Raw genomic sequence first — 21860 nt, 5'->3', positions numbered from 1 at the left:
TTTAGTTAAGAAACGGTTAAGGATGACCCGCCGACTCAGGCCGACTGCTGCAGCGGCGAGCGCACAATGAGGCGGACGAGGTCGTCCCGAGACTGCTTTTCGGCAAATTTGACGGCAAAACCGTTGTCGAACTTGCGGATGACGCGCCCGACACAGGCGCCGACGGCAAGCGCGGTTCCCACCGGCGGGTCGTACTCGCAGGATATGGCGACGCCGGCCGTGGAGACGTCGATGATGAAGCAGGGGTGGATGCTGCCGTCAGCGAGCGTCAGGAAGGTGTGCGAGACCTGGGGAACGAAACGGGCGTCGCGCCGCAGTTCCTGGATGCTGTCATCCTTCTGCTTCTTCTCGAGCCAGGTGAGCTTTTCCGACATCCAGGCGCGCCGCGCCCGCGTCATGTCGAGCTCCATCAGGAAGCCCGATTTCAGCGTCGCGCTGATGGTGCACTGGAATTCGCCGAAGTCCTGGAAGTAGGAGGTCAGGCGCTCGCCGACCTTGCCCACAACAGGGACGTCCACGATCATGCGGAAGGGCGAGACGCGTTTGGTGCGACAGGCAAAGCTGCGCAGCTTGCCCTCACAATCGTACCAGCGCGGCAGCGAATAGCTGCCGTTCACGGTGACGTCCACTGCACGCTGCCTGAGGAACTCTGCGACGGACATAAGGTGCCAATGATGTTCGGGATCGCTTCCGTATTTCCACGGTAGCGGTCAAATTCTAAGTAAATGATACCAGCGCTCAAAAGCGGGGGTAAATTTCTGGTAAATGCGAGCGTCGGCCACGCCGCGAAAAGCGCGGCATTTGGACCCTTTTTGCTGGCGGGCCGCTCACAACCTCGTCATCGAAGGGCGATGAGGTGACCGCGCAGTGCGACGTCTAGCGAAGCTCGGACAGCACCAGCAATGCGAGCGCGCCAACGGCTATGGCGAACTGGATCGTCGTCCATGTCAGGCCGTTCGGGTTGATCTGCGTTCCCAACAGCGGCAATGCGCGTCGCATCGCGAGCGACGAGAAGGCTTCGACAACGGCGAGCAGAAGTCCTGTCCCGGCGAGAGAAGACAATGACTCCGTTGGGGGCATCCATGGCGCGAGCCAGATGGGGACGGCGCCCTTCAACGAACCGAGCAACGCAAACCATCCGAACCAGAACGGGAAGCGCTTGACGATGTCGGAGCCGATCGTTTCGGACTCGAGCCGGATACCGATCATTGCGAGGACGCGTTCAATGCGCTCGCCGTCGGTCAGAAAGACAAACGCGCCGAGATAGAGAGGAACGCGCGACTGGAAGAGCAGGGCGATGACGCCGAACAGCATGACGTGGCCGATGGCATCGCCGAGGATGTCCTTCAGGCTCTTGCCTGTCGTCACAGCCGCGGTTGGCGCAAGATCCGCCCGATGCTGAGGACCTGACCTGGCGCGCGCCATGTGCTCCAGCATTTTGGCGCGGCGATCCGATGAAGGCTGACGAGGATGGCCGAGCCACGGCGGAAGGCTCGGCGCCATTGCGGGCGCGGCGGACGAACCTTCAATTTCGGGGTGACGATGCGCCATGGGCCTGAACCGCTTCCAACAGACCTTGGTCGGCGGCGACCAGCGACAAGGTTCACAGGGAGCGACGAAATTCCAGCCGGGCTGCCGTGGCTAGTCATGGCTGCCGTTTTGCGTGCGCGCTGGCGCTCCCTAGCGGAATCGAACCGCTCTCTCCACCGTGAAAGGGTGGCGTCCTAACCGATAGACGAAGGGAGCAAACGCAGGGCCCTGCCGTTATTCCGGCACGGCCACTGGCCGGCCGAACAGGGCCCGGCGGCTTGCAGCGGGCGAACGTATAGTGGCCTTTCTGGCTCCCGGCAAGCCGTTCGGGACGGTCTTTTGGGTCCGGTGGACAGTGTTGCCCCCCGGGAGAACTGGGGGCGATTTCAACGGTTTCTTAGGGTTCCCTGAGTAGCGCTGGACTGGGAGATTTCCAATGCCACCGCCGAAAAAGCGCGCAGCCCGCAAGCTGCTGTCGCAGCACGCCTGGATCACGCTCGACGGCGGCTTCGCCGCGCGGCATTGCCTGGTCCAGGATATTTCGGATTCGGGCGCCAAGATCACGCTGGACGAGGACGCCAGCCAGCTTCCGGGCCTGATCCGGCTTGCCTTCGCACGCGATGCGCGCACCGGGCGGAGCTGCCAGGTGGTATGGCGCCGCGGCAAATCGGCCGGCATCAAGTTCATCTGATCGCTGGTGACGGCAGGCCCAATGGCGCGCGATGTCCGGTCGGGCTAGAACGCCGCCATGCGTCTGCCGCTTCTCATCCTGATCTCGATGCTGACCACATCCGCCGTCGCGGCGGAGGCCCTGCGCCTGCCGCCTGCGGAACGGCCGAAGGCGGGCACGACCGTTCCATTGAAGGGCGCGGCCCCCAAGGCACGCGCGGGCTCATGCGCCTCCTACGGTCCGCGCTTCGTCATGGTCGAGGGCACCGGCACCTGCGTCAAGGTCGGCGGCTCGATCAGCGTCGACACCACCATGAGGCGCTGATGCCGGCGGATCTGCTGCGCCTCGATCTCATTGTTCCCGTGCTGATGTACTGCGCGCTGCTGTGGTGGGTCGGCCGTGGCCTCAGCTGGACGGCGCGGCTGGCGACCGCAGCGGTGACGCTGGTGCTGATCGCCTGCGTCCTGCTGGTCGAGCGCGGTTGGCGCTAGGCCGACAGCAAAAAACGCGAAAACAACCCCATGCACAGTAGCCGTCAAGCGCCGAGGTGACGCAACCGGCTTGCGCCGAAACACGGATTCACCGCGCTCTCAGCACAGCTTGAGCGGCGCCGCCCCCTCACGACATCGGCGGTGCGACATGTTGTGCAAAGCCGGGCCGTTTACCGAGCTCGGCGAGCCAGCGGGTCAGATGCGGCTGTGCCGGGCGGGAGATGCCCTCGACGCCGAGCCAGCGCCGGGCATAGGAGCCGAGCGCGATGTCGGCGAGCGTGAACGCATCGCCCTCCATGAAGCGGCGCGAGGAGAGCAGGCGGTCGGCGATGGCCCAGACCTCGGCGGCGGCATCGGCATCGCGCTGCACCTGGATCATGTCGCGCTCGGCGGGCGCCGTGCGCACGATGCCCCAGAACACCGGGCGGTCGACCGGCTGCACCGTCGACAGCGTCCAGTCGAGCCAGCGGTCGACCGAGGCGCGCTGCTTCGGTGCCTCCGGATAGATCGGCGTGCCGCGTCCATGCGCGAGGCAGAGATAGCGCATGATCGAATTGGATTCCCACAGCACGAAGTCGTCCTCGACCAGGGTCGGGATCCGCGCATTGGGGTTCATCGCCAGATACTCGGCCTCGCGCGTCCTGCCGTAGCTCATGCCGGCGTCGATGCGTTCGTAAGCGAGGCCAAGCTCGGTCAGGCACCACAGCACCTTCTGCACGTTGACCGAATTGGCGCGGCCCCAGATCGTCAGCTTGGTGTCAGGCATGAAGTGTCTCCCGCGGCCTTGGCGTTTGTCGCGGGTGATAGCGGAATTCGCACGTCGGAGCGATGTGCGATTGTCGCGCGCCCCTCATGCAAAAAGCTCCGCCCGGGGCGGAGCTTTCGCTGCAAGATCAAACCTGACGTCAGTGGCCGAAGAACAGCCACAACAGAATGATCACCGGGATCGGCACGCCCAGCAGCCACAACAGAATTCCGCGTCCCATGATTTCCTCCTCCAATCGCATTGTCGGAGAGTGAACGCGGGCGGGGAGGGCTTGTTCCAGCGTTTCGAGCCTACCAGTGGCCGGTGTTGGGCATCGAGGCCCACGGCTCCTGCGGCGGCTTCGGATCGCCCTTCTGCAACAGTTCGATCGAATGCAGGTCCGGCGAGCGCACGAACGCCATGTTGCCGTCGCGCGGCGGGCGGTTGATGGTGACGCCGGCCTTTTGCAGCTTCTCGCAGGTGGCGTAGATGTCGTCGACCTCATAGGCGAGATGGCCGAAGAAGCGATCCTCGCCGTACTTCTCCTCGTCCCAATTCCAGGTGAGCTCGACCAGCGGCGCGCCGCGCGTCGGCGGCTGCTTCTTCAGCGCCTCGAGATCGTCCGCCGAGCACAGGAACACCAGCGTGAAGCGCCCCTTGTCGTTCTCGATCCGCCGCACCTCCTTCAAGCCGAAAGCATCAACATAGAATTTCAGCGCGACGTCGAGATTGCGCACGCGCAGCATGGTGTGGAGGTAACGCATTTTTCTTATCTCCTTGAGAGCGTTTCGGGATTGTTTGCCCGTTTCCGCATGACGAGCACTGAATAGCAGAAAATCACGGCAAAGGGCAGGGATTGCGGGCGGTTTGCGGGCGACTAAAAGAACCGATGTGCCCTTTGCGTTCTCAACCGTTCGCGAGCCTTATCGCGCCCTGCAAATCGAATCTCTCCCCATCGAAGAACTTGCGACGTTGAGAGATAAGGTCACTCAGACGCTCGCTGACAACGTCGTCGTGCGCCAGAAAGAGCATTTGGCTGAGTCGGAAAGAGTAGGAGCGCGGGTCGAGCGGCGGTCGATGCCTATGCCAAACAGCTCACGGGCAACAGTGACGCGCTGTGGGCGGGGACACGCGATACCAAGCATTGGTGGGATGAATGATCGCATTTGCAGTCGGCATGGCCGCCGTAATGGCATAGGTGCTTCGCGGACTCGCAACAGAAATCTTCGGTTTTCCCGCTTATCCACAAGGATACATTTCATCCACAGGCTAAGGCCTTAGAGTTTCACGTGAAACTATCTCCCAGGAAATTCTTGACGTGGATTAGATGTGCATAGCCGCAATTTACACTAGCGAAGCAGATACGATTCGTGGATATGCCCTAGGTGTCACTTCACCCAGGAGCGTTTTATGTCTTCGGAAAAGAAAGTGGTTGTTACGCGTGATTACCGCGTCACGGTGATCGTCGAGGAAATCGTCGCTCCGAAAGTGAGCGATGCGCCTAAGTCCCAAGAGTTTTGGAAAAGCGAAGTCGAAGAATTCCTCGATGAAGCCGATTATTCTGTTGCGCCGGTCTGAGCCGCAGCCTGACGATCAACGTTAGCTCGTAGGATGGGTAGAGCACTTGCGAAACCCATCATGTTCCGTCGCGCAATAAGGTCCTCGATGGGTTTCGCTCCCGCTCAACCCATCCTACGCACTCATTTCAATTTATGAGTTACGGCGAGTGCTGTCCTGTAATTGGGCGGATTTCGGTGACAGTGCATTCAACTCAAACGAGTCGGTTGGGTTTTGTGCACTGTCACCGAAATCTGAGAACTCATAAATTTCAAGATCGTCCTTCTAGGTCATCCTCAAGGGATTGAAGACATGAAAGCCCGCGGCGGCGACTATCATTGCCAACATTAGAGCTCCTTCCAAGACGGACGCTCGGAATCTACGTGGCCGCGGGATATGAGGATTGCCGCTAATGTCCAACCCGGCCAACCGAGACTGAGCCATTCGATAGCCGAACCACCCTCGAAGGTTCTCTGCGACCATCAACAGTGCAATTAACGTGATAAAGGCAACAAGCGCGTCCGCGAGAGTAGCGAATTGCTGAAGTCGCGCGGACGACGGCCCGTTAGGCATGATGCTTAGGTAGGATGAGCCGCCGACTACCAGTGTAATCAACTGAATGTAGAGCTTGAATGCTTCCATTATCCGAGCATTGTGCTCTTTTACTTGTGACGAAACGAATTTGTATTCTTCATCAACGCTGACACGAGACTTCGACGACCGCGGACCGGCTAAGCTGTCAGGTTTGAAGCGCATGAAAGACCCCCTTTGGTTGATTTTCCGTCGTTCTACGTAGCAAGAGCAGTCGCAGTCACTATGCTAGACTATCAGCTAGGAATTACTGCCACAGTGCATTCAATTTATGCTGCCTGCCAAGCATTGACCGAAGCAGAGGTGAAGCACCTCGCGCTATAATTGGCGGAGCTTATGCGGCTCAACAGCCTCAATCTTCAGGAAGCTCATCGGGCCATTTCTGGGCGCCGTGCAGGACGCGCAATATCCGGATCGAGCTTTCCGTTATGGTGTAGGCCGCGACATACGGCGTGCCAACAACGACAAGCTCGCGTGTGCCGGCGACACGGCCGGGACGCCCACTCTCGGGAAACTCGACAAGTCGACGCGCCGCCGCGGCGATCCGCTCATCGACCATGATCGCCGCTCAAGGATTTTCAGCCTCGATGTGGGTGAAGATGCCATCGCGGTCCGATAGTGCGAAGGCGGACCAGAAGAGCTTCACGACTTTGGTTGGTCCGCCCTGCGCCGAGCCGCCGCGCGACGCTTTGCGAAATGCGCTTCAGCCTGTTCGTCCGAGACATCGGGGCGGGTATCGTTCAACGCCTCCAGGACCTTCGCGCGAAACCAGTCGTCATGAGCTTTGCTGTTCGTGAGGAGTTCGAGCGGAAGCGCGCCCTCATTGGCGGTTCTGGTCAGCAGGATGCGGACCGCGTCCGATACCGTGAGCCCCATCTCCTCAAGGACGGCGGAGGCGCGATCACGGACGTCAGCGTCGATGCGGGTCTGGACAAGGGCATTTGCGGCCATGTTCGCCTCCGGTGCGATATGGTATTGTAATTCAATTGAATGACGGGCGCAAGCGTCGGCGCTGAGCGTTGCGGTGCCTGTCGCAGTGGCGGCTCGCGGTGGTGATCGAGACGCCGCGATGACCGCCTCATGAACCCTGCCAGCTGCGGCGCCGACCAAGCGCCATGGCCGCATTCGTTGCAGAACTCCTGTTTGATCTCGTCAGGGCCCTCCTGGGGAGCTGGCTGAGACAGGCTGCGGTGGCCATCTGTGCGTGGCTGGATACCAAGATTCACAGCCGCACGGCACGCATTCTCGTCGGTCTCATGCTCGGGGCCGCTGCCTTCTTCCTCATTCCTGCTATCGCCGGCCTGCTGGGTCTTTGATGCCGTCCGTGAGCACGAACATCGTTATCGCATTGGCCGTCGGGGCGCTCATCTCGACGGTGCTCCTTGTCTTGGAGCCGCTGACCGACTTCGCGTTGCTCTCGCTGGAGTGGCCGGGCATCAGCGCCGCGTATTTCTTCTGGGGAGCGGTCGGAGGATCCAGCTTCCTCGGCATCGCCATTTGCTGGGTTGTGAACGCACTGACCTATGGTCTGGGCGCTTTCGCCATTCTCAGCGCTTTGAAAGTGCTGAGGGAAGGATGACGAGCCGGCTCCGATGTGAGGAGCGCGAAGGCGGATCAGACCAGCTTCACGCCGCCTTCTCTTCACCCTTCGCGACGATCTCGACCTCGAAATAGCCCATGTCGCGGAGCTCGGCGGCCTTCTTCTCCGCCGCTTCCCTGGTCTCACGCTTCAAGACGATCTGCCCGGCACCGTCGCGGGCGCAAACGAAATAAGGCATTTCCGATTCCCAATTTCGTTTGCATACACACGACGCCGGGCTCCCGCAATTGGGTGGGTCAGTCCTTCAACCCGGCTTTTTGCCGCATCTTGTCGATCAGCTCGGAGGCCTCGGCCTTGGTCAGTTCGTCCTCGGGCGGGCTTTCGTGCGCCTGCTCAGTGAGGGTCTTGAGGTAGGATTCCTGGGCTCCGGTCATCGGATCGTCTCCGGAAACCCAATCCTTGGGATTCTTCTGGGTGTTGTCGGCCATCGCGCATCTCCTTTTCGTCTCCGTAAAATGTCGGACTCGACTTATCGTTCCGTTTTTGTTCTCATGGGCCGCAGTCAAAATTCGCGAGGCAGAACAATGCCGGACCTGGACTATCTCAGGCGGGAGATCGAACGGATGCGCATCCAGATGGGCCGGCAGAGGAAGGAGATCCTTCAGCTGCAGCGCGCCGGCATCGGCACGGCTTCGGCCGAAGCGCTGCTGTCGCGGATGGAAGCGAAGGTCGAAAGTCTTTGCGCTGAGCGCGACGCGCTGAAGGCGGCGCAGCCGCGTGCGGCCAAGGGCCGGGTGCTCGGCGGGAGGACGTGGTGAGCAGGCGGTGGTTCGACGACGAGCGAGAGCTGTCGCCCTTCCTCGCTGCGCTCGAGGACGTGCGCCGCAGGGCGACGCGGGAAGGGTGGTGCTATGCCCACGTCCAGGCCATCATCGTGGCGATCGACCAATATGCTGAGGCCGCCACCGGCAACCGCGAGTATTTTTTGAACAAGCCGGTCTCGATTGGTGACAGTCGGAAGGCGGAGGAGCTTCCTTAAGGGAGCGCGGCGCGGAGAAGCCCGAACGGTGGATGCCTCGGGACTGCTAAAGCGCAGGACTGTAGAAGAGGTGCCTTGCCCAGGCGGCGGCGCATTTTGGGACGATCCTCATTCGTCGGGAGTCGGTCGATTCAGGCTTGCAATGCCGAGTGCAGGGCTCGCCAGATACGAAATTGGAGGGCGTGGGCAAAACGACGAGAACGTGATAAATTCAGCCAATGGCAAAGCAAAAACGACAGACTGGAAAGACTGACCAGGGCGGCTTCGTAATTGGTCGCGCCAGCTTTGCGAAGATCAGCGCGGTCGAAGGCATTCGGCTGAAGCCGGCGATGACGAAAAGGGCCGCCGAAGCCGCCGCCAAGGGCCTCTCCGCGGAAGAGTATCGCCGCACAATCTTGCGTAGCTACCGCAAGAGCTAAGCGCAATCGCATGTACGATGCGGTTGACGATCCCTATACCTACGAAAATTCCACTGTTCTCGTTAACAAGCTCGACCTGAGGGACCAGGGGCAGCTTGATGATTTCGAAGCCGAAATTTCGAGCGCTCGATCGACCGAGCCGTTGCCCGAAGGAGGGTTGGATTTCGCTCACTACTGCGCGGTTCATCATCATCTTTTCCAGGACGTCTACGAATGGGCAGGGACACCGCGAACGGTCCGCATCTCCAAGCAAGGTAGCCCATTTTGCTTCCCTGAACATATCGGTGCCCAGGCGACCAAGCTTTTTGAAGAATTGAGGCCCAACCAGTTCTTCGGAGATCTGCCCGCAACCGAGTTCGCAGCGAAAGGTGCGCATTTCCTTTCTGAACTGAACGTCATCCACGCATTCCGTGAAGGAAACGGGCGGTCTCAACTGTCGTCCTTTGCGATGTTGGCTGAGCATGCCGGCCATCCGCTCGATCTGGAAAGGCTCGACCCTGATGCCATGCTGAATGCCATGATTGCGAGTTTCGACGGGGATGAAACCGATTTGGCCCTGATCATAGCTGACCTCGTCACAGCCTAACGCGGGGCGACGGCAGGGATCTAGACTGCCGTGATAGACGAGGCCTGGTTGAGCAGGCGGCGTGTTTGCTTCAGCCAAACCGTGACGCCGGTCACGGCGCTGGCACGCCGATATCGGCACGCTCCCGACGAAAGGAGTGTGTCATGCGCTACGCCGCGATCGCCTTGCTTGTTCTCGCCAGCCTTGAGGCTGTGCGCGGCGGATATCTCAGCGCGCCGCTCTTCGTTCTCCTGGCAGTGGGCGGTTGCGTCGGCGCGATCGTGCTGAGGAAGTCCTGATGGATCTTTCCGTCACGGTGGTCTTCGACATCGTGGTTCGAAGCGGTAACCGGTCCCGTCATCTGCGAGGAACGCGGTTGAACCCCAACTCCGCCGGCACGACCAATTCTCATGCTTCAAGCCCTGCTCGGCGCGATCGTGGACATTCTGCTGTCGGCCGCATGGAGCGCCGTGGTCAGGCTCTTCGGCCTGGAGAACGCCGTCGAGATCGCGACGGCCGTCTTGGGCGTTGGCTGCATCGTGATCGGCTCTGCGGTGTTGCTGCTGGGGCACGGATGAGGGAAGCGCGATGAAGACGATCACACTGCTTGCAGTGGCGGCCATGCTGCTGCTCGAGGTCTTCGGCCCGACGTCGAGCGTCGGCGGCTCGATGAGCTTCATGCTGGTCTTCGTCGTCGTGACGCTGGCGGTTGCGATTGACGAGGCCTGGGCGAACCGACGCGGGGCGCTCGGATGGATCGTCAACCTGTTCGTATCAATCCTTGGCGGCCTGACGGCGATCGCCGTGATCGGAATGGCCATGGAGACGATCCTCCCGCATCTCCATCTCGGAGGCTCGCTCGCCTCGTCGCAAGATCCGCTGAAATACGTCCTCGTTGTCGTGATCGCGATCCTGATGGTGGCGGGTTGCTGGATCCCGCTTCAAATCGTCAACCGGCTGCGCGGCTAGTCGGCGATCAAAGGCTCGCGTGAGGGACATGCGGCGCCGGCACAACGCAACCGCGCCGCTCCCTTGGAAGCGGCGCGGCCCAAATGAGAAGCGGCCAACAACGCGGCTTACTTCATATTGCTGTGGGTCTTCGTGCCGCCCTGATCGCTGCCCGGGCCGGAGCCACCCTGGCCGGACGCGTCGGGCTTCATCATACCGCCCTTGCTCATCCCGCCCTTGTTCATGCCGTCATTGCTCATGCCGGTCGTGCCCTGGTTCATCGAGCCCTTGTCCGTGCTGCTCATGCCGGGCTTCTGCATGTTGTTGGACTGCGGCGCAGGACCGGTCTGGCTCTGCGCAAAAGCCGAGCCGCACATGAGACCGAGCGCGGCAGTAGCGATCATGATCTTCTTCATTGCAAACTCCTGTTGGTTGCAGGGGCCAACAGGAGCGCGGAGATGATGTTCCTAAACGAGGGCGTTCAGGAGGACGAACTTTTTCGAAGGTTTATCCGGTTGACGGGAACTTGCCGCCCGCGACTATGCCGCAATCCGTTGCTCGACCGGAGCCGTCAGGATCTTGAGCGCCTGTGCATGTTGCAGATCGGGGACCGCGACCGCCGTATGGCTGTAGATCGCGTGCGTCCTTGACTTTGCAATCGTGTCGAGGATCTGGCCGCCCTTGATGACATGGAGGCCCATGCCTTCGTCGGTGGGGAAGATCGCCAGCACCACATCATAGGCGGCGATCACGGCTCTGAGCGCTTCGGCCTTGTCTTCAGCGAGCTCGACGAAAACGCGAACATCGGCTGCGAGTTCACGCAGCTCGTCAAAATCCAGCACTGTGGGGGTACTCCAACGCAACGAGACTGATTGGAGCTTGGCGGCGTTGGGTTACTGAAGTGTCAACAAGGCCTGCCGAGCCACAAGTTTCACGACGAGGTGACCTCACGCTCTAGCGTTTCGCGTCCGCCTTGCGAAGCCGGGCCTCCGCGGCCTCGTCCACGAGGTTCAAAGCGAGGCCGTCATAGCTCAGCTTGAGCCCGCGTCCGACGATCCACATCCATCCCTCGCGCTCCCGGATGGCTTGCGCGTTGAACTGGTCGGAGATCGATTTCACGGCACTTTCTTGCGACCCCGGATTGGTCACCGTCGCATTGACGCGCCAGATCGGGCGCTTGGCGTCCGCCTCGTCGCGGTCAACCGTGACCTTGGCGCCGTTGATGTCACATTCGAGGGTGTCCGAGTCGCGGCTCTGGCGGCAGAGATAATGGCGTTGATTGATGAGCTTGCTGGTCTCGTCAAATGTCATCCCCGGCGCAAAGCCGAAGATGTCGGACTTCTTCACGAGGGCGAGGGAGGCAGGCTTCAGGAAGCTCGGCTGGATCGCGACGAGGGCCGCGACAGCAACGACGATCAAGCCTGCAATGACGATAGCGACCTTCATGAGCCCCCCGCGCGAAACCTCGAGAGCATTACAGGCCGCCGGGGCGTTCTGCCATGGCCCAAAAGCGAAAACCCCGCCTGGGGGAAGCGGGGCTCTCTGGTGGGGTGAAGCTTAGGGACTTCATGAGTAAGACGCGTCAGCGGCGAAATGGTTCAAACAAAAATTGCGTGTCCCTGCGGCATCTTGCACAGGAAGTCGGGAACCCCGGGAGAACCCCTGCTTGCGTTTTGAGCCTCGATAGGCTCTAAGCCCGGTCACTTCATGACCTCTGGCATGAATCAGAAGCGCGCCTCCGCGGTCCGGCCGCGTCACGGCAGAGTTGTTCGCGCGCACCCCTTCAAAGGAATTCAGACATGGCGAAGATGACGAAGACCCAATTGATTGATGCAATTGCCGAGGGCACGCAGCTTTCGAAGAACGACGTGAAGTCGGTGATCGAATACATGGCCACCGTCGGCTACAAGGAGCTCAACGAGTCCGGTGAGTTCGTCATTCCCGGCTTCGTGAAGATGTCGGTCGTCAACAAGCCGGCGACCGAGGCCCGCATGGGCGTCAATCCCTTCACCAAGGAGCCGATGCAGTTTGCGGCCAAGCCCGCGAGCAAGTCGGTGAAGGCCTCGCCGCTGAAGGTTGCCAAGGACGCCGTTTGAGCGTTGGCGATACCGTTGCGGCGGGTCGATGCCGCAACGGAGGACTGAAGACGAGGCGTGCTCGGCGATTGCGATGCCTGATATCACCATGACGATCGGGACGAACAACAGAGCCCGCTGCGCGCCATTCAGCCAGACCCGTCTCCAAAAGAAAAACCCCGCGCTCTCGCACGGGGCTCTTCTGGCTGACGGCGTTGGGATTTCAGCGCCTGGCCGTCAGCCATCTCAAACAAGACATCTGGCTCTAACTTAAAGTTGAAAATCCAAAAGGCAACAGCGCCGCGATGACGGAATATGTTCGCTCACCGCGGCGCTGCCATGTGACTGGGCGCTGAAATCCCCAGCTTGCATGGGTCCGCGCCGCGCCAAAAAGGTTCATCGCGACATATTCGGAGGACATCGCGCACGGGGCTGGACTTTCTGTTCTTATTTTGTTCTAATGAGTTGCTCTGGTGATCCTTTTCTGATGATCCCCTTGGAGGCTACTCATGACCGTCGAGAAACAGCGCGAAGTGATCAGGCTCTGGAACGAGCTCAGGAAGCTCCAGGGCCCGGCTGCAGAAGAGCTTCGGATTCAGATCTTGGAGTGCTTCTCGAAGGAGGACAAAGCGAGGCGGGCGGTCTGATCTGCGCCGCGAATGCCGACGACATCCCCGGCAAGCGCGGTCACCTTCTGGCGCCGCCTGAGCGGCGAGCGCGGGGCACAACATGATCCATCCGAGGCCCACTCAGCCGAGTGTCGCTGGTCCGCCGTGGCCATTTGCGAGCGATCGCTGAAGTACGAACGTGCAGGAACGAACACGTGTCGTCAGCGTTCGGCCTGCATGACATGCCCGCGCTGCGCCCAGCCGATGACGGCGACCTCCGCCAACAGCTTTCGATGCGAACCCTGCCGCGAGATCGTCATCGTGTTTGCGGTCGTGTCGAAATTCCTGTCGCCGAAGATCGTGCCGACGACCGCTGAAGACGTTGCGTCGCGCGTCTTCATGGATCGTTAGCAATCGCCCGGCGCCGATCTTTTCGACTCCGATTCGTTCTTCGAGAACGAAATGGAGTCGGATGCAGAACAAGTCGCGCCTGTCGCCGATGAAGTCGCGCCGTGTATCGGAACGAGCCAGCGTGAGGCTTCGCACAGTCTCGTCCACGCCTCCTCGTTAAGGAGGAGGCGAGGAGAGCGACATGGATGCGTGCTGGTTTCTCGCCGAGATCGCGAAAGTGTTCTGGTACGATCGGCATCCGCGCTTGCGCAAAGGCAAGCCGTCGGTGCCGCAAGTGCCGGCACCCGCGTCGACATCTCCGGATGCCAAATCTTCTGATGCCGGGTCTTCTGATGCAGGGTCTTCTGATGCAACGTGATCGGATCGCTGCGCGCTCGGCATGTTTTGTTAAGAACTGCTCCGCACCGATTTTCTGACGTCCGATTCGTTCTTCGAGAACGAAATGGTGTCGAAGCTGGAACAAAGCCGGTTGGCGGAGCCGCGGGTCGCCGTAGCCCTCGACGGCGCGCGATATGAAGGCGGATCGCCGCGATCGGAGGCGCCGCAAGACGCCTAACGATTGTTTGCGCGGAAGCCGATAACCCTATTCGGTTAGGTTAAAAGTCCAATCGCGTTGCACTTGGCACGGCTTGCGGTAGGTGTCTGGCAAAGACAAGCAAGAAACGACTTTGCCAAGAAGCCATTTTGTCATGACACCTTTTTCAGAGCCGTCCTTTTACCAAGGCGACAGGCACACTTATCGCCGCGTGGCCATCGTCGGCACGCTGTTCTGTCTCGCTTTCGTGGTGATCAGCTTTTCGCTGCGACCGCAGCTCGAAGACACACGCATTGCGGTCAAGGCCGATCGGCTGGTGAGGACGGCAGGCCAGGCGCCGCACGCCAATTAGCGCGCTGCTCGCCGCTTAGCGCTCGCCGCAGATCTGATCGTCAGCCGGCGTCTGCGGGCTCGCAGTTCCGCGCGAGGCGAGTGCCACGAAACCGGCATAGCCGGACAGGTTCAGCAAGACTTCGAGCCACACGGGCATGTCGGCCTCTTCCGATCTGCGTGAAGAGGATTTCAATGTCCGCGCGCAATCCTTGTTCCTTGCTCCCGCAAGGAAACTCAAACCGGCGAGGAGGGGTCGAGCCGTCGCCCGAGGGTCGCAACGGATTCGCTCGACGGCTGCTCTCTCAGGAACTCGGCGATGGCCCGCGCCAGCTCGCGGTCGCTCATCGGCGTCGGCGGCGGGTGCAGGGTGCCGACCCCGAAACTGCGGACGATCTCGTCGTAATGCTGATCGTCGGATCTGGGAACCATCCTGCGGATACGGGTCAGCAAAGCGGATAAGGGCAAGTCTTCGTCCTCCTCGATCTCCCGCCCCGCTGGCAGCCGTCGGTTTCTGCTGCCAGGCGTTCCCGCTGAATTGAAAACCCCGCCAGCATCGCGGAGATGCTGACGGGGTCTTCATGCTGTTGCCTCAACCCGGATGGCGGAGGCTCCCGCACTTGGAAGGTCAATCTGCGTCCGACGATTTCGTTCCGCCGGCAGCGAATTTTTTTCTAGGGGCCGGTTCCGCATCAGGCGCGCAACTATCGCAGCCGCTCGCCGTTGTCTCAGTGAGACGCGAAGGAGGAGAGCATGAAGAAGACACTGGCAGTTCTGGCCACCGTCGCAGCCGTCGGCGTGACCGCGGTTGCGGCCCCTGCGCCTGCCGAGGCGCGCGGACGCGGCATCGGCCCGGGACTCGCATTCGGCCTTGCCGCCGGCGCAATCACCGCCGGCGCGGTCGCAGCATCGCACCCTTACGGCTACGGCTATGGCCCCGGCTACGGCTATTATGGCGGCCCCGGCTATTACTACGGGCCTGGCCCCTACGCCTATTACGGCGGCGGGCCGTACTACCGGCACCACCACCACTGGCGTCATTGGTAACGGCCAGCAAGCGAAAAGCCCGGAGCGATGCTCCGGGCTTTTTTCATGCACGTTGATCAGAGATGTCTTACGGCCAAAGCGAGGGCCGTTCGACCTTGCGGGCGTTCTCGAGCGTCGAGACGAAATACTCTTCGCGCTCGCGCTTGAATTTTTCCTGCGTGGCACGGAAGGCGGCGACACGGGCGGCGATCTCGTCGCGCTCACGGGCTTTGCGTTCTTCGTCTTCTGTCATAGCCATCCCCTCGGGTTTACTTAACTGCCCTCAAGTCCTGCCGCCGCATCATCTTGAGTCGCATTCACACATCCATTGGGGCTCCTGAATGGGGCGTCAATGGGGAGGAGGCATTGCAGGATTGTGATATGCGAAGGTCGGAAAAAATTGCCGAGCGCAAAGCGTTAGCGCTTGATAACAGCGTCAACAATCTTGCCGCTTGCGTATGTTGCTGTCAGGCAAGACGAGTCGGGAGATCGCAAATTGATTGCATCGGATCTGCAGAGCGGCGTCGAACGGCTCGGTGAGATGATCGCCGAGGCCAAGGTCATCGTGCCGTTCACCGGCGCCGGCATCTCGACCGAATGCGGTATTCCCGACTTCCGCTCGCCGGGCGGAATTTGGACGCGCTACCGTCCGATCGAGTTCGGCGAGTTCGTCGCGCACCAGGAGGCGCGGGATGAATCCTGGCGCCGCCGCTTTGCGATGGAGGAGGTGTTTGCCGCGGCAAAGCCCGGTCGCGGCCATCGCGCGCTGGCCTCCCTCTATCGCGCCGGCAAGGTTCCCGCCGTCATCACCCAGAACATCGACAATCTGCACCAGGCCTCCGGCTTCGCCGGCGAGCACGTGATTGAACTTCACGGCAACACCACTTATGCGCGCTGCATCGGCTGTGGGCAGGCCTATCCACTCGATTGGGTGAAGCGTCGCTTCGACGAAGAGGGCGCCGCGCCCAACTGCACGGCCTGCGACGAGCCGGTGAAGACCGCCACGATCTCCTTTGGACAAATGATGCCCGACGACGAAATGCAGCGTGCGACCGCGCTGTCGCGGGCCTGTGACCTCTTCATTGCGATCGGTTCCTCGCTCGTGGTCTGGCCGGCGGCGGGCTTTCCGATGATGGCGAAGGACGCGGGCGCACGTCTGGTGATCATCAATCGCGAGCCGACCGAACAGGACGACATCGCCGATCTCGTCATCCATCACGACATCGGCGAAACGCTCGGCCCCTTTGTCGGCAATTGAGGCATCAATTTGATTCGCGGCTGTGCAAGCTGTTCATAGGTTCCGGCGAATCTCTTTTTTGTCTATGCCTCGCAACCGGGAGTGTTATCTTTTGAGTCGAAAGATTCGCGTCGCGTCCAGTTGAGAAGGTTCTCGAAAGACGCGTGATTCGAGGCCGCTGCTGAGGCGGGTCGCATGACAGTGTGGGGTCCGGGGTTATGGGGTCGTCGGACGGATTTGAGTCCAAAAAGCTCGGGGTTCCCGGGCAGGGAGTACCGTCCGGGCGGATCACGCCGGGCGAACACGGCGGTGCCGGTCGCGACAGCGGCCTCAGTCCCTTCAGCGGGCTCGGTGAGGCCAGCGCCAATCTCGTCGAAGTCCACGGCGTCATCAAATGGTTCGACGCCTCCAAAGGCTACGGCTTCATCGTGCCCGACAACGGCTGGCCGGACGTGCTCCTGCACGTTACCGTGCTTAGGCGCGACGGCTTCCAGACCGCGTACGAAGGTGCCCGCATCGTCGTGGAGTGCATCCAGCGCGCCAAGGGATACCAGGCGTTCCGCGTGGTCTCGATGGACGAGTCGACCGCGATCCATCCGGCACAGATGCTGCCGCCGCGCACCCATGTCACGGTCACCCCGACCAGCGGGCTGGAACGCGCCCAGGTCAAATGGTTCAACCGGCTGCGTGGCTTCGGCTTCCTGACCTGTGGCGAGGGGACGCCAGACATCTTCGTGCATATGGAGACGCTGCGCCGCTTCGGCATGACCGAGCTCAGGCCCGGCCAGTATGTCCTGGTCCGCTTCGGGCCCGGGTCCAAGGGCATGATGGCGGCCGAGATCCATCCCGAGACCGGATCGCCGGGATTGCAGTCGCACTAGGTGCGATGAGACGCGCGTCCCGACCAAGCTCGAACTTCAAAATCCCGCAATCGTGAGCAGAGGCGCGCCCGCAGGCCGGCGCGCCTCTGGCTTTTCCGGCAATCGCCGCGTAAGGACTGGTTCCCGTCCCACGCCTCGAGTGTTCCCCCATGAATCCTGATCGAAAGGCCGTCTGGTCCGCTCTGAAGGGCTGGCTTGCCGCCGTCCTCGTCATCGCAGGTTGTGCCGTCGCCGGCACGCCGGCCCGCGCCGCCAGCTTCCAGCCGCTGGAGATCGTCACCAGGAACGGCGTGCAGGTGTTCTCGGTGGAGATGGCGACGACCGAGGAGGAGAAGCAGACGGGCCTGATGTACCGCAAGGAGCTCGCGGACGGCAAAGGCATGCTGTTCGATTTCAATCCCGAGCAGGAGGTGTCGATGTGGATGAAGAACACCTATGTCTCGCTCGACATGATCTTCATCCGCGCCGACGGTCGCATCCTGCGCATCGCCGAGAACACCGAGCCGATGTCGACCAAGATCATCTCGTCCCGGGGGCCCGCCCGGGCCGTGCTGGAGGTGGTGGCCGGAACGGCGCAGAAATACGGCATCCGCGCCGGCGACCGCGTCGGCCACCCGCTGTTCGGCGGCAAATAGGGGCGCCCGAGGGTTGCTTTGCCAGCCTTGCTGGCGCCTTTGGAAGCGTGTATCGACGGGGCTCGCCGGACATTCGGGGTATAGCGCAGCCTGGTAGCGCGGCAGTTTTGGGTACTGCAGGTCGTTGGTTCGAATCCAGCTGCCCCGACCAGTCCCGGCATTGAATCCCTTTCATTTTCCTCCTGATTTCGACCCGCCCGGCATTCCGGGCGAGGGCGCTGATCCTGCGCCTGCTTGGCACGCCCGGCGCGTTGAAGGAGAGGGCGCACAACCGGCGCTGCGCCCGGTATTTCCTTCAGGCGAGGTCTTCATGTCGATCAGTGCGATTGCTTCAGCCAGCGCGACCGTGACGGCGTCCCCGTCGGCCGCCACGACGTCGACATCCTCGACGTCGGCCGCTTCGTCGACGTCGGCAGCGTCGGCGACATCGGAGACGTCGTCCTCGCAATCGGCGGGCGGCAGCGCGGGATCGGGCGGCGGCAGTTCGGCCAAGACCATCGTCAGCGAGGTCTCCATTACCGTCGGCGGCGTCACCACCACGACGATTACCTATTCGGATGGCACCACGGAGGTGCAGACCTCGGCGAGTGCGCAAGGCAGTCAGGGCGGTCAGGCGGGACAGACCTACAACGCGCAAGGCGCGCTTCAAGCCAATGGACAGGCAGCGTCCAGCGCCGGAGTCTGAGCGAATCTGGTCCGAATGACCTGGGCGTCATCGAACCTTTGGCTGTCGCCATAGACATATGTGTGTTGGGGATTTCAGCGCCCAATATCTAAACGGACGCCGCCAAGCGATGATATTCCGCTTGCGCGGCGTTGCGCTTTTCCGGTGTCGAAAGATCCGGCCGATCAGCCCGATGCGTGCCAGCCCGGCGGAAACGGGACGAACGGCCAGACCAAATGGTTGTCGTTCGCGGCGTTCGGCAGCTCTTGCGCCGGCGTTCTTTTGACCGGCGCAGGCGGCGTCGATCGCAGCGCCAGGCGCAGACGTGCACATTCCAAATTCATTGTGGTCGCCCTGACGAGTCTTCTCGAAAATTCAATCGCAAAATTGGACGTCAGCTAATCAATAATCCCGCACCCAAGCCGGCGCGGGCACTCTCAAATCATGTGTGCACTCTAGATTGATCGGCGCCGGCTTTCAACCGCTCCGCGGACGTTAGCCACGGGAAGTAAGGTTGACCGGTTAGGTTAAGGACGAGCGGTCGTTGCGGCGGCTCTGGCGATCGGTATCAGATTGATCCCGGCTCCCGACGGGGCCAGCTATCTGTGCTCACACTGGAACACAATTCATCGCGGCATTCGCACTGGTTGGGTTCTGCGCAAGTGAGTTCTGCGTCAGTGAGTTCTACGCCATGTCCTTCGATCGCAATCTCCGAACCGCCGGTCCGCAATCGACCTGGAGCGAGGTCTGGCACCTCTGGACCGTGATCGTGCCGCGCCGCTCGATCAACGGTCAGCTCGTGTACGGCAAGGTCTGGCGCCGCCACGACGGCCGCGACTGGATCTACAAGAAGTTCACCGAGTTCGACGGCGAGGAAGCGGCCTGACGCGCGACGAGCCGGGAACGCCCATCATCGCGCCTGGGGGCATTTGCGGACGCCGCGGCCTATCCCGGTGCCTGCACGCGCGGCAGCGGCAGCCTGAAGTGACGCTTTGCATAGGCGATGATTTCGGCGTCGGAAGGATGATCGGCCGCCTCCACCGCGGCAATCCGCTTGGCGACGTCGGGGGCGTGCGCACGAAGGTGGCTCGCCAGCTCCGTCTTCGCGCTTGCCGGACCGATGATGAGGATCTCACCGGCATCGGCAAGGGCTTTACTCACCTCAGTGTAGAATGCCTTGTCGGGGGCGGCATGGCCGCTGCCGATCGCGTTGGCCTTGTGATGAAGGTGACGCGTTGCCAGTTGCGGATGCAACGTGACTTCGTCGGAGCCGCTCAGGCCCAGATGGAAGATCCTGGCCTGGGAATGGTCGATCCATACCACGGCGTGAAAATGAGAGGGCATGTGCTTCTAGCCTTGTCCGAGGGGAGGCCGCCGGCATCTGTGAGGCGGCGCGTGTCGCGACGACATTAGGCCGGCCGGCGCCACGCCTGGTTGACTCAAGTCAATCGATCATCGCCCAGGCCCCGAGGCAATCGCCGGGCGCGCTCGGATCGCCGGTCTTTTTCGGCTCAGGCTGCCTTCGCCGCGCTTGCCGCAGGCTTGGGCGGCGGGGGCTTCAGCGGCTTGTCCTGCTTCTTCGACCACGAGATGTAATAGGCCACCGTCGTCATGATCGCGATGCCGGCGATGCTGACGAAGATCTGCGCGAACAGCGACCCCGAGCTCATCGACAGCTCGAAATGGCCGACAAAGGACAGGAACACGCCGACGCAGAACACGGCAAGCGACTGCTGGCCGCAGACGATCAGGGGATCGAACACCTTCCATTCGAGCCCCGGCCACTCCTTCGGCACGAAGCGGATCACCAGGATCACGATCACGACGAAGTGGATGAAGCGGTAGGGCGCGAGGTTGGTCTTGTCGTTCGGGTTGAAGGCCGCGAACAGCCACTCCGGGAACATGCCGCCGAAGGTGGGGAAGCGGCCGGCCATGGTCATGACCAGCGCGAACAGGAGGTAGCCGAGGCAGAGATAGAGCGTGATCGGCGCGTTGATCAGCGTCATCGAGCGGCGCGCGCCGCCCATCGCGCACCAGGCGCCGAACACGAACAGCACCTGCCAGCAATACGGGTTGAAGTACCACTGGCCGGCCGGATAGGCGTTCAAATTCCAGCCGAAGTGGCGCGCGACCAGCCACAGCACGATCGACAGCACCATCGTGACGTCGGGCTTGCGCAGCATGAACCACAGCACCGGCGGAAACAGGCCCATCAACACGATGTAGAGCGGCAGCACGTCGAGATTGAGCGGCTTGAAGCGCAGGAACAGGCCCTGGCGCAGCGTCTCGGTGGCGTTGTCGACGAGGCCGGCGACGTTGAACTCGTTGATCATCTCGCTGTCGCCGAAGCGCAGCGCCAGATAGCTGATCGAGGCGATGTAGATCACGAACAGGATGATGTGGGCGACGTAGAGCTGCCAGACCCGCTTGGTCAGCCGGGTGGCGCCGACGATGAAGCCGCGGTCCAGCATCATGCGCGCATAGACGAACGAGGCAGTGTAGCCGGAGATGAAGACGAACAAATCGGCGGCGTCGGAAAAGCCGTAGTTGCGCGTCGTGATCCAGTTCACGACGTTGTCGGGGATGTGGTCGAGGAAGATCGCCCAGTTCGCGACGCCGCGAAACAGGTCGAGCCGGAGGTCACGGCCCTTTTCGGGGAGCGTGGCGTTGATGTTCAGGAAGGCCATGCGAGGAGAGCTCTCGAAAGGGGCGGGCAGGCTGAAGTCGGGGATGCAGTGCCGCCGGGCGGGATCCCGGCGCGGAAGGCGGGTACGCAATTGTCACGGTGCAGCATAATGACTATACCGTCGCAGAGGCTACGGGTCCGGAATCACCAATCAGTCCCAACCGGTGTCTCTATACTATCCCCGAGGTTTGCACCAACTGCCACCCTGACGCATCGAAATCGAACGAAAAGTCGAAAAACGAGGCCCGGACCATCCCATGACCGCACGCATTTTCAAGCCCGCCAAGAACGCGATGCAATCCGGCCGGTCCAAGACGAAGGAATGGCAGCTGGACTACGAGCCGGAGCAGCCGCGCTCGGTCGAGCCGCTGATGGGCTGGACCTCGTCGGGGGACATGAAGCAGCAGATCACGCTGCGCTTCCACAGCAAGGAAGAGGCGGTCGCCTATTGCGAGCGCAAGGGCATCGCCTACCAGGTCATCGAGCCCCAGGATTCGATCCGCCGCCCGGTGGCCTATGCCGACAATTTCTCGTTCCGCCGCGGCGAACCCTGGACGCATTGAGGCCGAACCGAACGTCCCTGGCCGATCGCGCTGCCGGGCGAAGACACGTATCCGTCGTGGACTGGAAGGCAGCCCGAAGCCAATCTTCCCCTTTTCCAGGCGGATAAGGCGCGG

The 21860-nt window shown here is 61.7% G+C and carries 40 protein-coding genes, 2 tRNA genes and 1 pseudogene; 25 read left to right on the top strand and 18 right to left on the bottom strand.

Annotation, left to right across the window (positions count from 1 at the left end; all coding sequences use genetic code 11):
• Positions 1–35: 35 nt before the first annotated feature.
• From Q0743_RS21320 to Q0743_RS21310, 3 genes are all read right to left on the bottom strand, one after another.
• Entirely contained in the window at positions 36–662 is a 627-nt protein-coding gene (locus tag Q0743_RS21320) for a PilZ domain-containing protein (protein WP_298243452.1), read from the bottom strand.
• Positions 663–876: 214 nt separating this feature from the next.
• Entirely contained in the window at positions 877–1551 is a 675-nt protein-coding gene (locus Q0743_RS21315; protein ID WP_298243451.1) for a hypothetical protein, read from the bottom strand.
• Between the two features lie 120 nt (positions 1552–1671).
• Positions 1672–1746: transfer RNA gene (locus tag Q0743_RS21310), tRNA-Glu, on the bottom strand.
• Between the two features lie 220 nt (positions 1747–1966).
• Between Q0743_RS21310 and Q0743_RS21305 the strand changes: the two genes are divergently transcribed.
• Genes Q0743_RS21305 through Q0743_RS21295 form a run of 3 tightly spaced genes read left to right on the top strand, consistent with a single transcriptional unit; the run spans position 1967 to position 2691 of the window.
• A complete protein-coding gene (locus Q0743_RS21305; RefSeq protein WP_298243450.1) occupies positions 1967–2221 on the top strand; it encodes a PilZ domain-containing protein in 255 nt (84 codons plus the stop codon).
• A gap of 57 nt (positions 2222–2278) precedes the next feature.
• On the top strand, positions 2279–2524 hold the full coding sequence (locus Q0743_RS21300) for a hypothetical protein (RefSeq protein WP_298243449.1): 246 nt from the start codon (positions 2279–2281) through the stop codon (positions 2522–2524).
• Positions 2524–2691 carry a hypothetical protein gene (locus Q0743_RS21295; RefSeq protein ID WP_298243448.1) on the top strand — a complete coding sequence of 56 codons (168 nt, stop codon included), beginning with the start codon at positions 2524–2526 and terminating at the stop codon, positions 2689–2691. The genes Q0743_RS21300 and Q0743_RS21295 overlap by 1 nt, the downstream gene beginning before the upstream one ends.
• A 127-nt stretch (positions 2692–2818) precedes the next feature.
• On the opposite strand, the gene Q0743_RS21290 is transcribed toward Q0743_RS21295, so the two are convergent.
• A complete protein-coding gene (locus tag Q0743_RS21290) occupies positions 2819–3457 on the bottom strand; it encodes a glutathione S-transferase (protein WP_298243447.1) in 639 nt (212 codons plus the stop codon).
• Between the two features lie 290 nt (positions 3458–3747).
• Positions 3748–4200 (bottom strand): VOC family protein, encoded by a 453-nt coding sequence (locus Q0743_RS21285; protein ID WP_298243446.1) that lies wholly within the window; start codon positions 4198–4200, stop codon positions 3748–3750.
• A 646-nt stretch (positions 4201–4846) separates the two neighbouring features.
• Between Q0743_RS21285 and Q0743_RS21280 the strand changes: the two genes are divergently transcribed.
• Complete coding sequence (locus Q0743_RS21280; RefSeq protein ID WP_298243445.1) at positions 4847–5014, top strand: hypothetical protein; 168 nt, start codon at positions 4847–4849, stop codon at positions 5012–5014.
• A gap of 922 nt (positions 5015–5936) precedes the next feature.
• Here Q0743_RS21280 and Q0743_RS21275 read toward each other — a convergent pair.
• Together Q0743_RS21275 and Q0743_RS21270 are read right to left on the bottom strand one after the other, a co-directional pair.
• Positions 5937–6230: pseudogene (locus Q0743_RS21275) on the bottom strand (type II toxin-antitoxin system RelE/ParE family toxin).
• On the bottom strand, positions 6227–6535 hold the full coding sequence (locus tag Q0743_RS21270; RefSeq protein ID WP_298243444.1) for a type II toxin-antitoxin system RelB/DinJ family antitoxin: 309 nt from the start codon (positions 6533–6535) through the stop codon (positions 6227–6229). The pseudogene Q0743_RS21275 and the gene Q0743_RS21270 overlap by 4 nt, the downstream one beginning before the upstream one ends.
• 164 nt (positions 6536–6699) lie before the next feature.
• Between Q0743_RS21270 and Q0743_RS21265 the strand changes: the two genes are divergently transcribed.
• A complete protein-coding gene (locus Q0743_RS21265) occupies positions 6700–6900 on the top strand; it encodes a hypothetical protein (RefSeq protein WP_298243443.1) in 201 nt (66 codons plus the stop codon).
• Positions 6900–7163, top strand: coding sequence for a hypothetical protein (locus tag Q0743_RS21260; RefSeq protein WP_298243442.1), 264 nt, complete (start codon positions 6900–6902; stop codon positions 7161–7163). The genes Q0743_RS21265 and Q0743_RS21260 overlap by 1 nt, the downstream gene beginning before the upstream one ends.
• A 46-nt stretch (positions 7164–7209) precedes the next feature.
• Here Q0743_RS21260 and Q0743_RS21255 read toward each other — a convergent pair whose 3' ends face one another.
• Together Q0743_RS21255 and Q0743_RS21250 are read right to left on the bottom strand one after the other, a co-directional pair.
• Complete coding sequence (locus Q0743_RS21255) at positions 7210–7362, bottom strand: hypothetical protein (RefSeq protein ID WP_298243441.1); 153 nt, start codon at positions 7360–7362, stop codon at positions 7210–7212.
• A 58-nt stretch (positions 7363–7420) separates the two neighbouring features.
• Positions 7421–7612 carry a DUF3072 domain-containing protein gene (locus Q0743_RS21250; RefSeq protein WP_298243440.1) on the bottom strand — a complete coding sequence of 64 codons (192 nt, stop codon included), beginning with the start codon at positions 7610–7612 and terminating at the stop codon, positions 7421–7423.
• A 96-nt stretch (positions 7613–7708) separates the two neighbouring features.
• Here Q0743_RS21250 and Q0743_RS21245 point away from each other — a divergent pair, with 96 nt between their 5' ends.
• The 7 genes from Q0743_RS21245 (at position 7709) to Q0743_RS21215 (ending at position 10116) form a co-directional block, all read left to right on the top strand.
• The gene (locus tag Q0743_RS21245; RefSeq protein WP_298243439.1) at positions 7709–7942 is read left to right on the top strand and encodes a hypothetical protein; all 234 of its coding nucleotides are present in this window, start codon (positions 7709–7711) and stop codon (positions 7940–7942) included.
• Positions 7939–8163: a hypothetical protein gene (locus Q0743_RS21240; RefSeq protein WP_298243438.1), complete on the top strand. Its 225-nt coding sequence runs from the start codon at positions 7939–7941 to the stop codon at positions 8161–8163. Before Q0743_RS21245 ends, Q0743_RS21240 begins: the two co-directional genes overlap by 4 nt.
• 218 nt (positions 8164–8381) lie before the next feature.
• Positions 8382–8582, top strand: a complete 201-nt coding sequence (locus tag Q0743_RS21235; RefSeq protein ID WP_298243437.1) for a hypothetical protein — start codon at positions 8382–8384, stop codon at positions 8580–8582.
• 10 nt (positions 8583–8592) lie between these two features.
• Positions 8593–9168: a Fic family protein gene (locus tag Q0743_RS21230; RefSeq protein WP_298243436.1), complete on the top strand. Its 576-nt coding sequence runs from the start codon at positions 8593–8595 to the stop codon at positions 9166–9168.
• A gap of 143 nt (positions 9169–9311) precedes the next feature.
• Entirely contained in the window at positions 9312–9446 is a 135-nt protein-coding gene (locus Q0743_RS21225; RefSeq protein WP_298243435.1) for a hypothetical protein, read from the top strand.
• A gap of 111 nt (positions 9447–9557) precedes the next feature.
• Positions 9558–9725, top strand: a complete 168-nt coding sequence (locus tag Q0743_RS21220) for a hypothetical protein (protein ID WP_298243434.1) — start codon at positions 9558–9560, stop codon at positions 9723–9725.
• 10 nt (positions 9726–9735) lie between these two features.
• On the top strand, positions 9736–10116 hold the full coding sequence (locus tag Q0743_RS21215) for a hypothetical protein (protein WP_298243433.1): 381 nt from the start codon (positions 9736–9738) through the stop codon (positions 10114–10116).
• Between the two features lie 107 nt (positions 10117–10223).
• Here the strand turns inward: Q0743_RS21215 and Q0743_RS21210 are convergent, their stop codons facing one another.
• The 3 genes from Q0743_RS21210 to Q0743_RS21200 all read right to left on the bottom strand — a co-directional run bounded on the left by Q0743_RS21210 (position 10224) and on the right by Q0743_RS21200 (position 11541).
• Entirely contained in the window at positions 10224–10511 is a 288-nt protein-coding gene (locus tag Q0743_RS21210) for a hypothetical protein (protein WP_298243432.1), read from the bottom strand.
• Positions 10512–10634: 123 nt separating this feature from the next.
• Positions 10635–10937, bottom strand: a complete 303-nt coding sequence (locus tag Q0743_RS21205; RefSeq protein WP_298243431.1) for a hypothetical protein — start codon at positions 10935–10937, stop codon at positions 10635–10637.
• A 112-nt stretch (positions 10938–11049) separates the two neighbouring features.
• Positions 11050–11541, bottom strand: coding sequence for a hypothetical protein (locus tag Q0743_RS21200; RefSeq protein ID WP_298243430.1), 492 nt, complete (start codon positions 11539–11541; stop codon positions 11050–11052).
• Positions 11542–11894: 353 nt separating this feature from the next.
• Between Q0743_RS21200 and Q0743_RS21195 the strand changes: the two genes are divergently transcribed.
• A complete protein-coding gene (locus Q0743_RS21195; protein ID WP_018323108.1) occupies positions 11895–12191 on the top strand; it encodes an HU family DNA-binding protein in 297 nt (98 codons plus the stop codon).
• 488 nt (positions 12192–12679) lie between these two features.
• Positions 12680–12817 (top strand): hypothetical protein, encoded by a 138-nt coding sequence (locus tag Q0743_RS21190; protein ID WP_298243429.1) that lies wholly within the window; start codon positions 12680–12682, stop codon positions 12815–12817.
• Between the two features lie 182 nt (positions 12818–12999).
• Here Q0743_RS21190 and Q0743_RS21185 read toward each other — a convergent pair whose 3' ends face one another.
• A complete protein-coding gene (locus Q0743_RS21185; protein ID WP_298243428.1) occupies positions 13000–13179 on the bottom strand; it encodes a hypothetical protein in 180 nt (59 codons plus the stop codon).
• 191 nt (positions 13180–13370) lie between these two features.
• Here Q0743_RS21185 and Q0743_RS21180 point away from each other — a divergent pair, with 191 nt between their 5' ends.
• Both Q0743_RS21180 and Q0743_RS21175 read left to right on the top strand, forming a co-directional pair.
• Positions 13371–13547 (top strand): hypothetical protein, encoded by a 177-nt coding sequence (locus tag Q0743_RS21180; protein WP_298243427.1) that lies wholly within the window; start codon positions 13371–13373, stop codon positions 13545–13547.
• 331 nt (positions 13548–13878) lie between these two features.
• Positions 13879–14076, top strand: a complete 198-nt coding sequence (locus Q0743_RS21175; protein WP_298243426.1) for a hypothetical protein — start codon at positions 13879–13881, stop codon at positions 14074–14076.
• Positions 14077–14091: 15 nt separating this feature from the next.
• On the opposite strand, the gene Q0743_RS21170 is transcribed toward Q0743_RS21175, so the two are convergent.
• Positions 14092–14214: a hypothetical protein gene (locus Q0743_RS21170; RefSeq protein WP_298243425.1), complete on the bottom strand. Its 123-nt coding sequence runs from the start codon at positions 14212–14214 to the stop codon at positions 14092–14094.
• Positions 14215–14291: 77 nt separating this feature from the next.
• Positions 14292–14486: a hypothetical protein gene (locus Q0743_RS21165; protein ID WP_298243424.1), complete on the bottom strand. Its 195-nt coding sequence runs from the start codon at positions 14484–14486 to the stop codon at positions 14292–14294.
• 321 nt (positions 14487–14807) lie between these two features.
• Between Q0743_RS21165 and Q0743_RS21160 the strand changes: the two genes are divergently transcribed.
• Positions 14808–15101 (top strand): hypothetical protein, encoded by a 294-nt coding sequence (locus Q0743_RS21160; RefSeq protein WP_298243423.1) that lies wholly within the window; start codon positions 14808–14810, stop codon positions 15099–15101.
• A 67-nt stretch (positions 15102–15168) separates the two neighbouring features.
• On the opposite strand, the gene Q0743_RS21155 is transcribed toward Q0743_RS21160, so the two are convergent.
• Positions 15169–15333 carry a hypothetical protein gene (locus tag Q0743_RS21155; protein ID WP_162832225.1) on the bottom strand — a complete coding sequence of 55 codons (165 nt, stop codon included), beginning with the start codon at positions 15331–15333 and terminating at the stop codon, positions 15169–15171.
• Positions 15334–15576: 243 nt separating this feature from the next.
• On the opposite strand from Q0743_RS21155, the gene Q0743_RS21150 reads away from it, so the two are divergent.
• The 6 genes from Q0743_RS21150 (at position 15577) to Q0743_RS21125 (ending at position 19383) form a co-directional block, all read left to right on the top strand.
• The gene (locus Q0743_RS21150) at positions 15577–16338 is read left to right on the top strand and encodes an NAD-dependent protein deacetylase (protein WP_298243422.1); all 762 of its coding nucleotides are present in this window, start codon (positions 15577–15579) and stop codon (positions 16336–16338) included.
• A gap of 197 nt (positions 16339–16535) precedes the next feature.
• A complete protein-coding gene (locus Q0743_RS21145) occupies positions 16536–17198 on the top strand; it encodes a cold-shock protein (protein ID WP_298243421.1) in 663 nt (220 codons plus the stop codon).
• Positions 17199–17347: 149 nt separating this feature from the next.
• Positions 17348–17833: a DUF192 domain-containing protein gene (locus Q0743_RS21140; RefSeq protein ID WP_298243420.1), complete on the top strand. Its 486-nt coding sequence runs from the start codon at positions 17348–17350 to the stop codon at positions 17831–17833.
• A gap of 74 nt (positions 17834–17907) precedes the next feature.
• Positions 17908–17984, top strand: a tRNA-Pro gene (locus tag Q0743_RS21135).
• 159 nt (positions 17985–18143) lie between these two features.
• Complete coding sequence (locus Q0743_RS21130; RefSeq protein WP_298243419.1) at positions 18144–18518, top strand: hypothetical protein; 375 nt, start codon at positions 18144–18146, stop codon at positions 18516–18518.
• Between the two features lie 670 nt (positions 18519–19188).
• Positions 19189–19383 carry a hypothetical protein gene (locus Q0743_RS21125; protein ID WP_298243418.1) on the top strand — a complete coding sequence of 65 codons (195 nt, stop codon included), beginning with the start codon at positions 19189–19191 and terminating at the stop codon, positions 19381–19383.
• Between the two features lie 59 nt (positions 19384–19442).
• Here Q0743_RS21125 and Q0743_RS21120 read toward each other — a convergent pair whose 3' ends face one another.
• A complete protein-coding gene (locus Q0743_RS21120) occupies positions 19443–19820 on the bottom strand; it encodes a translational machinery protein (RefSeq protein WP_298243417.1) in 378 nt (125 codons plus the stop codon).
• 188 nt (positions 19821–20008) lie between these two features.
• Positions 20009–21184, bottom strand: a complete 1176-nt coding sequence (locus Q0743_RS21115) for an OpgC domain-containing protein (RefSeq protein WP_298243416.1) — start codon at positions 21182–21184, stop codon at positions 20009–20011.
• Positions 21185–21440: 256 nt separating this feature from the next.
• Here Q0743_RS21115 and Q0743_RS21110 point away from each other — a divergent pair, with 256 nt between their 5' ends.
• Entirely contained in the window at positions 21441–21746 is a 306-nt protein-coding gene (locus Q0743_RS21110; RefSeq protein WP_014495449.1) for an ETC complex I subunit, read from the top strand.
• The last annotated feature ends 114 nt before the right edge of the window (positions 21747–21860 follow it).

The sequence above is a fragment of the uncultured Bradyrhizobium sp. genome (genome assembly GCF_936943645.1).
Classification (GTDB): Bacteria; Pseudomonadota; Alphaproteobacteria; order Rhizobiales; family Xanthobacteraceae; genus Bradyrhizobium.
This window is presented reverse-complemented; position numbering and strand designations above follow the sequence as displayed.

Coding starts and splice junctions, on each gene's coding strand:
- Q0743_RS21320 (WP_298243452.1), bottom strand. CDS start 662: ATGTCCGTCGCAGAGTTCCTCAGGCAGCGTGCAGTGGACGTCACCGTG.
- Q0743_RS21315 (WP_298243451.1), bottom strand. CDS start 1,551: ATGGCGCATCGTCACCCCGAAATTGAAGGTTCGTCCGCCGCGCCCGCA.
- Q0743_RS21305 (WP_298243450.1), top strand. CDS start 1,967: ATGCCACCGCCGAAAAAGCGCGCAGCCCGCAAGCTGCTGTCGCAGCAC.
- Q0743_RS21300 (WP_298243449.1), top strand. CDS start 2,279: ATGCGTCTGCCGCTTCTCATCCTGATCTCGATGCTGACCACATCCGCC.
- Q0743_RS21295 (WP_298243448.1), top strand. CDS start 2,524: ATGCCGGCGGATCTGCTGCGCCTCGATCTCATTGTTCCCGTGCTGATG.
- Q0743_RS21290 (WP_298243447.1), bottom strand. CDS start 3,457: ATGCCTGACACCAAGCTGACGATCTGGGGCCGCGCCAATTCGGTCAAC.
- Q0743_RS21285 (WP_298243446.1), bottom strand. CDS start 4,200: ATGCGTTACCTCCACACCATGCTGCGCGTGCGCAATCTCGACGTCGCG.
- Q0743_RS21280 (WP_298243445.1), top strand. CDS start 4,847: ATGTCTTCGGAAAAGAAAGTGGTTGTTACGCGTGATTACCGCGTCACG.
- Q0743_RS21270 (WP_298243444.1), bottom strand. CDS start 6,535: ATGGCCGCAAATGCCCTTGTCCAGACCCGCATCGACGCTGACGTCCGT.
- Q0743_RS21265 (WP_298243443.1), top strand. CDS start 6,700: ATGGCCGCATTCGTTGCAGAACTCCTGTTTGATCTCGTCAGGGCCCTC.
- Q0743_RS21260 (WP_298243442.1), top strand. CDS start 6,900: ATGCCGTCCGTGAGCACGAACATCGTTATCGCATTGGCCGTCGGGGCG.
- Q0743_RS21255 (WP_298243441.1), bottom strand. CDS start 7,362: ATGCCTTATTTCGTTTGCGCCCGCGACGGTGCCGGGCAGATCGTCTTG.
- Q0743_RS21250 (WP_298243440.1), bottom strand. CDS start 7,612: ATGGCCGACAACACCCAGAAGAATCCCAAGGATTGGGTTTCCGGAGAC.
- Q0743_RS21245 (WP_298243439.1), top strand. CDS start 7,709: ATGCCGGACCTGGACTATCTCAGGCGGGAGATCGAACGGATGCGCATC.
- Q0743_RS21235 (WP_298243437.1), top strand. CDS start 8,382: ATGGCAAAGCAAAAACGACAGACTGGAAAGACTGACCAGGGCGGCTTC.
- Q0743_RS21230 (WP_298243436.1), top strand. CDS start 8,593: ATGTACGATGCGGTTGACGATCCCTATACCTACGAAAATTCCACTGTT.
- Q0743_RS21225 (WP_298243435.1), top strand. CDS start 9,312: ATGCGCTACGCCGCGATCGCCTTGCTTGTTCTCGCCAGCCTTGAGGCT.
- Q0743_RS21220 (WP_298243434.1), top strand. CDS start 9,558: ATGCTTCAAGCCCTGCTCGGCGCGATCGTGGACATTCTGCTGTCGGCC.
- Q0743_RS21215 (WP_298243433.1), top strand. CDS start 9,736: ATGAAGACGATCACACTGCTTGCAGTGGCGGCCATGCTGCTGCTCGAG.
- Q0743_RS21210 (WP_298243432.1), bottom strand. CDS start 10,511: ATGAAGAAGATCATGATCGCTACTGCCGCGCTCGGTCTCATGTGCGGC.
- Q0743_RS21200 (WP_298243430.1), bottom strand. CDS start 11,541: ATGAAGGTCGCTATCGTCATTGCAGGCTTGATCGTCGTTGCTGTCGCG.
- Q0743_RS21195 (WP_018323108.1), top strand. CDS start 11,895: ATGGCGAAGATGACGAAGACCCAATTGATTGATGCAATTGCCGAGGGC.
- Q0743_RS21190 (WP_298243429.1), top strand. CDS start 12,680: ATGACCGTCGAGAAACAGCGCGAAGTGATCAGGCTCTGGAACGAGCTC.
- Q0743_RS21185 (WP_298243428.1), bottom strand. CDS start 13,179: ATGAAGACGCGCGACGCAACGTCTTCAGCGGTCGTCGGCACGATCTTC.
- Q0743_RS21180 (WP_298243427.1), top strand. CDS start 13,371: ATGGATGCGTGCTGGTTTCTCGCCGAGATCGCGAAAGTGTTCTGGTAC.
- Q0743_RS21175 (WP_298243426.1), top strand. CDS start 13,879: ATGACACCTTTTTCAGAGCCGTCCTTTTACCAAGGCGACAGGCACACT.
- Q0743_RS21170 (WP_298243425.1), bottom strand. CDS start 14,214: ATGCCCGTGTGGCTCGAAGTCTTGCTGAACCTGTCCGGCTATGCCGGT.
- Q0743_RS21165 (WP_298243424.1), bottom strand. CDS start 14,486: ATGGTTCCCAGATCCGACGATCAGCATTACGACGAGATCGTCCGCAGT.
- Q0743_RS21160 (WP_298243423.1), top strand. CDS start 14,808: ATGAAGAAGACACTGGCAGTTCTGGCCACCGTCGCAGCCGTCGGCGTG.
- Q0743_RS21155 (WP_162832225.1), bottom strand. CDS start 15,333: ATGACAGAAGACGAAGAACGCAAAGCCCGTGAGCGCGACGAGATCGCC.
- Q0743_RS21145 (WP_298243421.1), top strand. CDS start 16,536: ATGGGGTCGTCGGACGGATTTGAGTCCAAAAAGCTCGGGGTTCCCGGG.
- Q0743_RS21140 (WP_298243420.1), top strand. CDS start 17,348: ATGAATCCTGATCGAAAGGCCGTCTGGTCCGCTCTGAAGGGCTGGCTT.
- Q0743_RS21130 (WP_298243419.1), top strand. CDS start 18,144: ATGTCGATCAGTGCGATTGCTTCAGCCAGCGCGACCGTGACGGCGTCC.
- Q0743_RS21125 (WP_298243418.1), top strand. CDS start 19,189: ATGTCCTTCGATCGCAATCTCCGAACCGCCGGTCCGCAATCGACCTGG.
- Q0743_RS21115 (WP_298243416.1), bottom strand. CDS start 21,184: ATGGCCTTCCTGAACATCAACGCCACGCTCCCCGAAAAGGGCCGTGAC.
- Q0743_RS21110 (WP_014495449.1), top strand. CDS start 21,441: ATGACCGCACGCATTTTCAAGCCCGCCAAGAACGCGATGCAATCCGGC.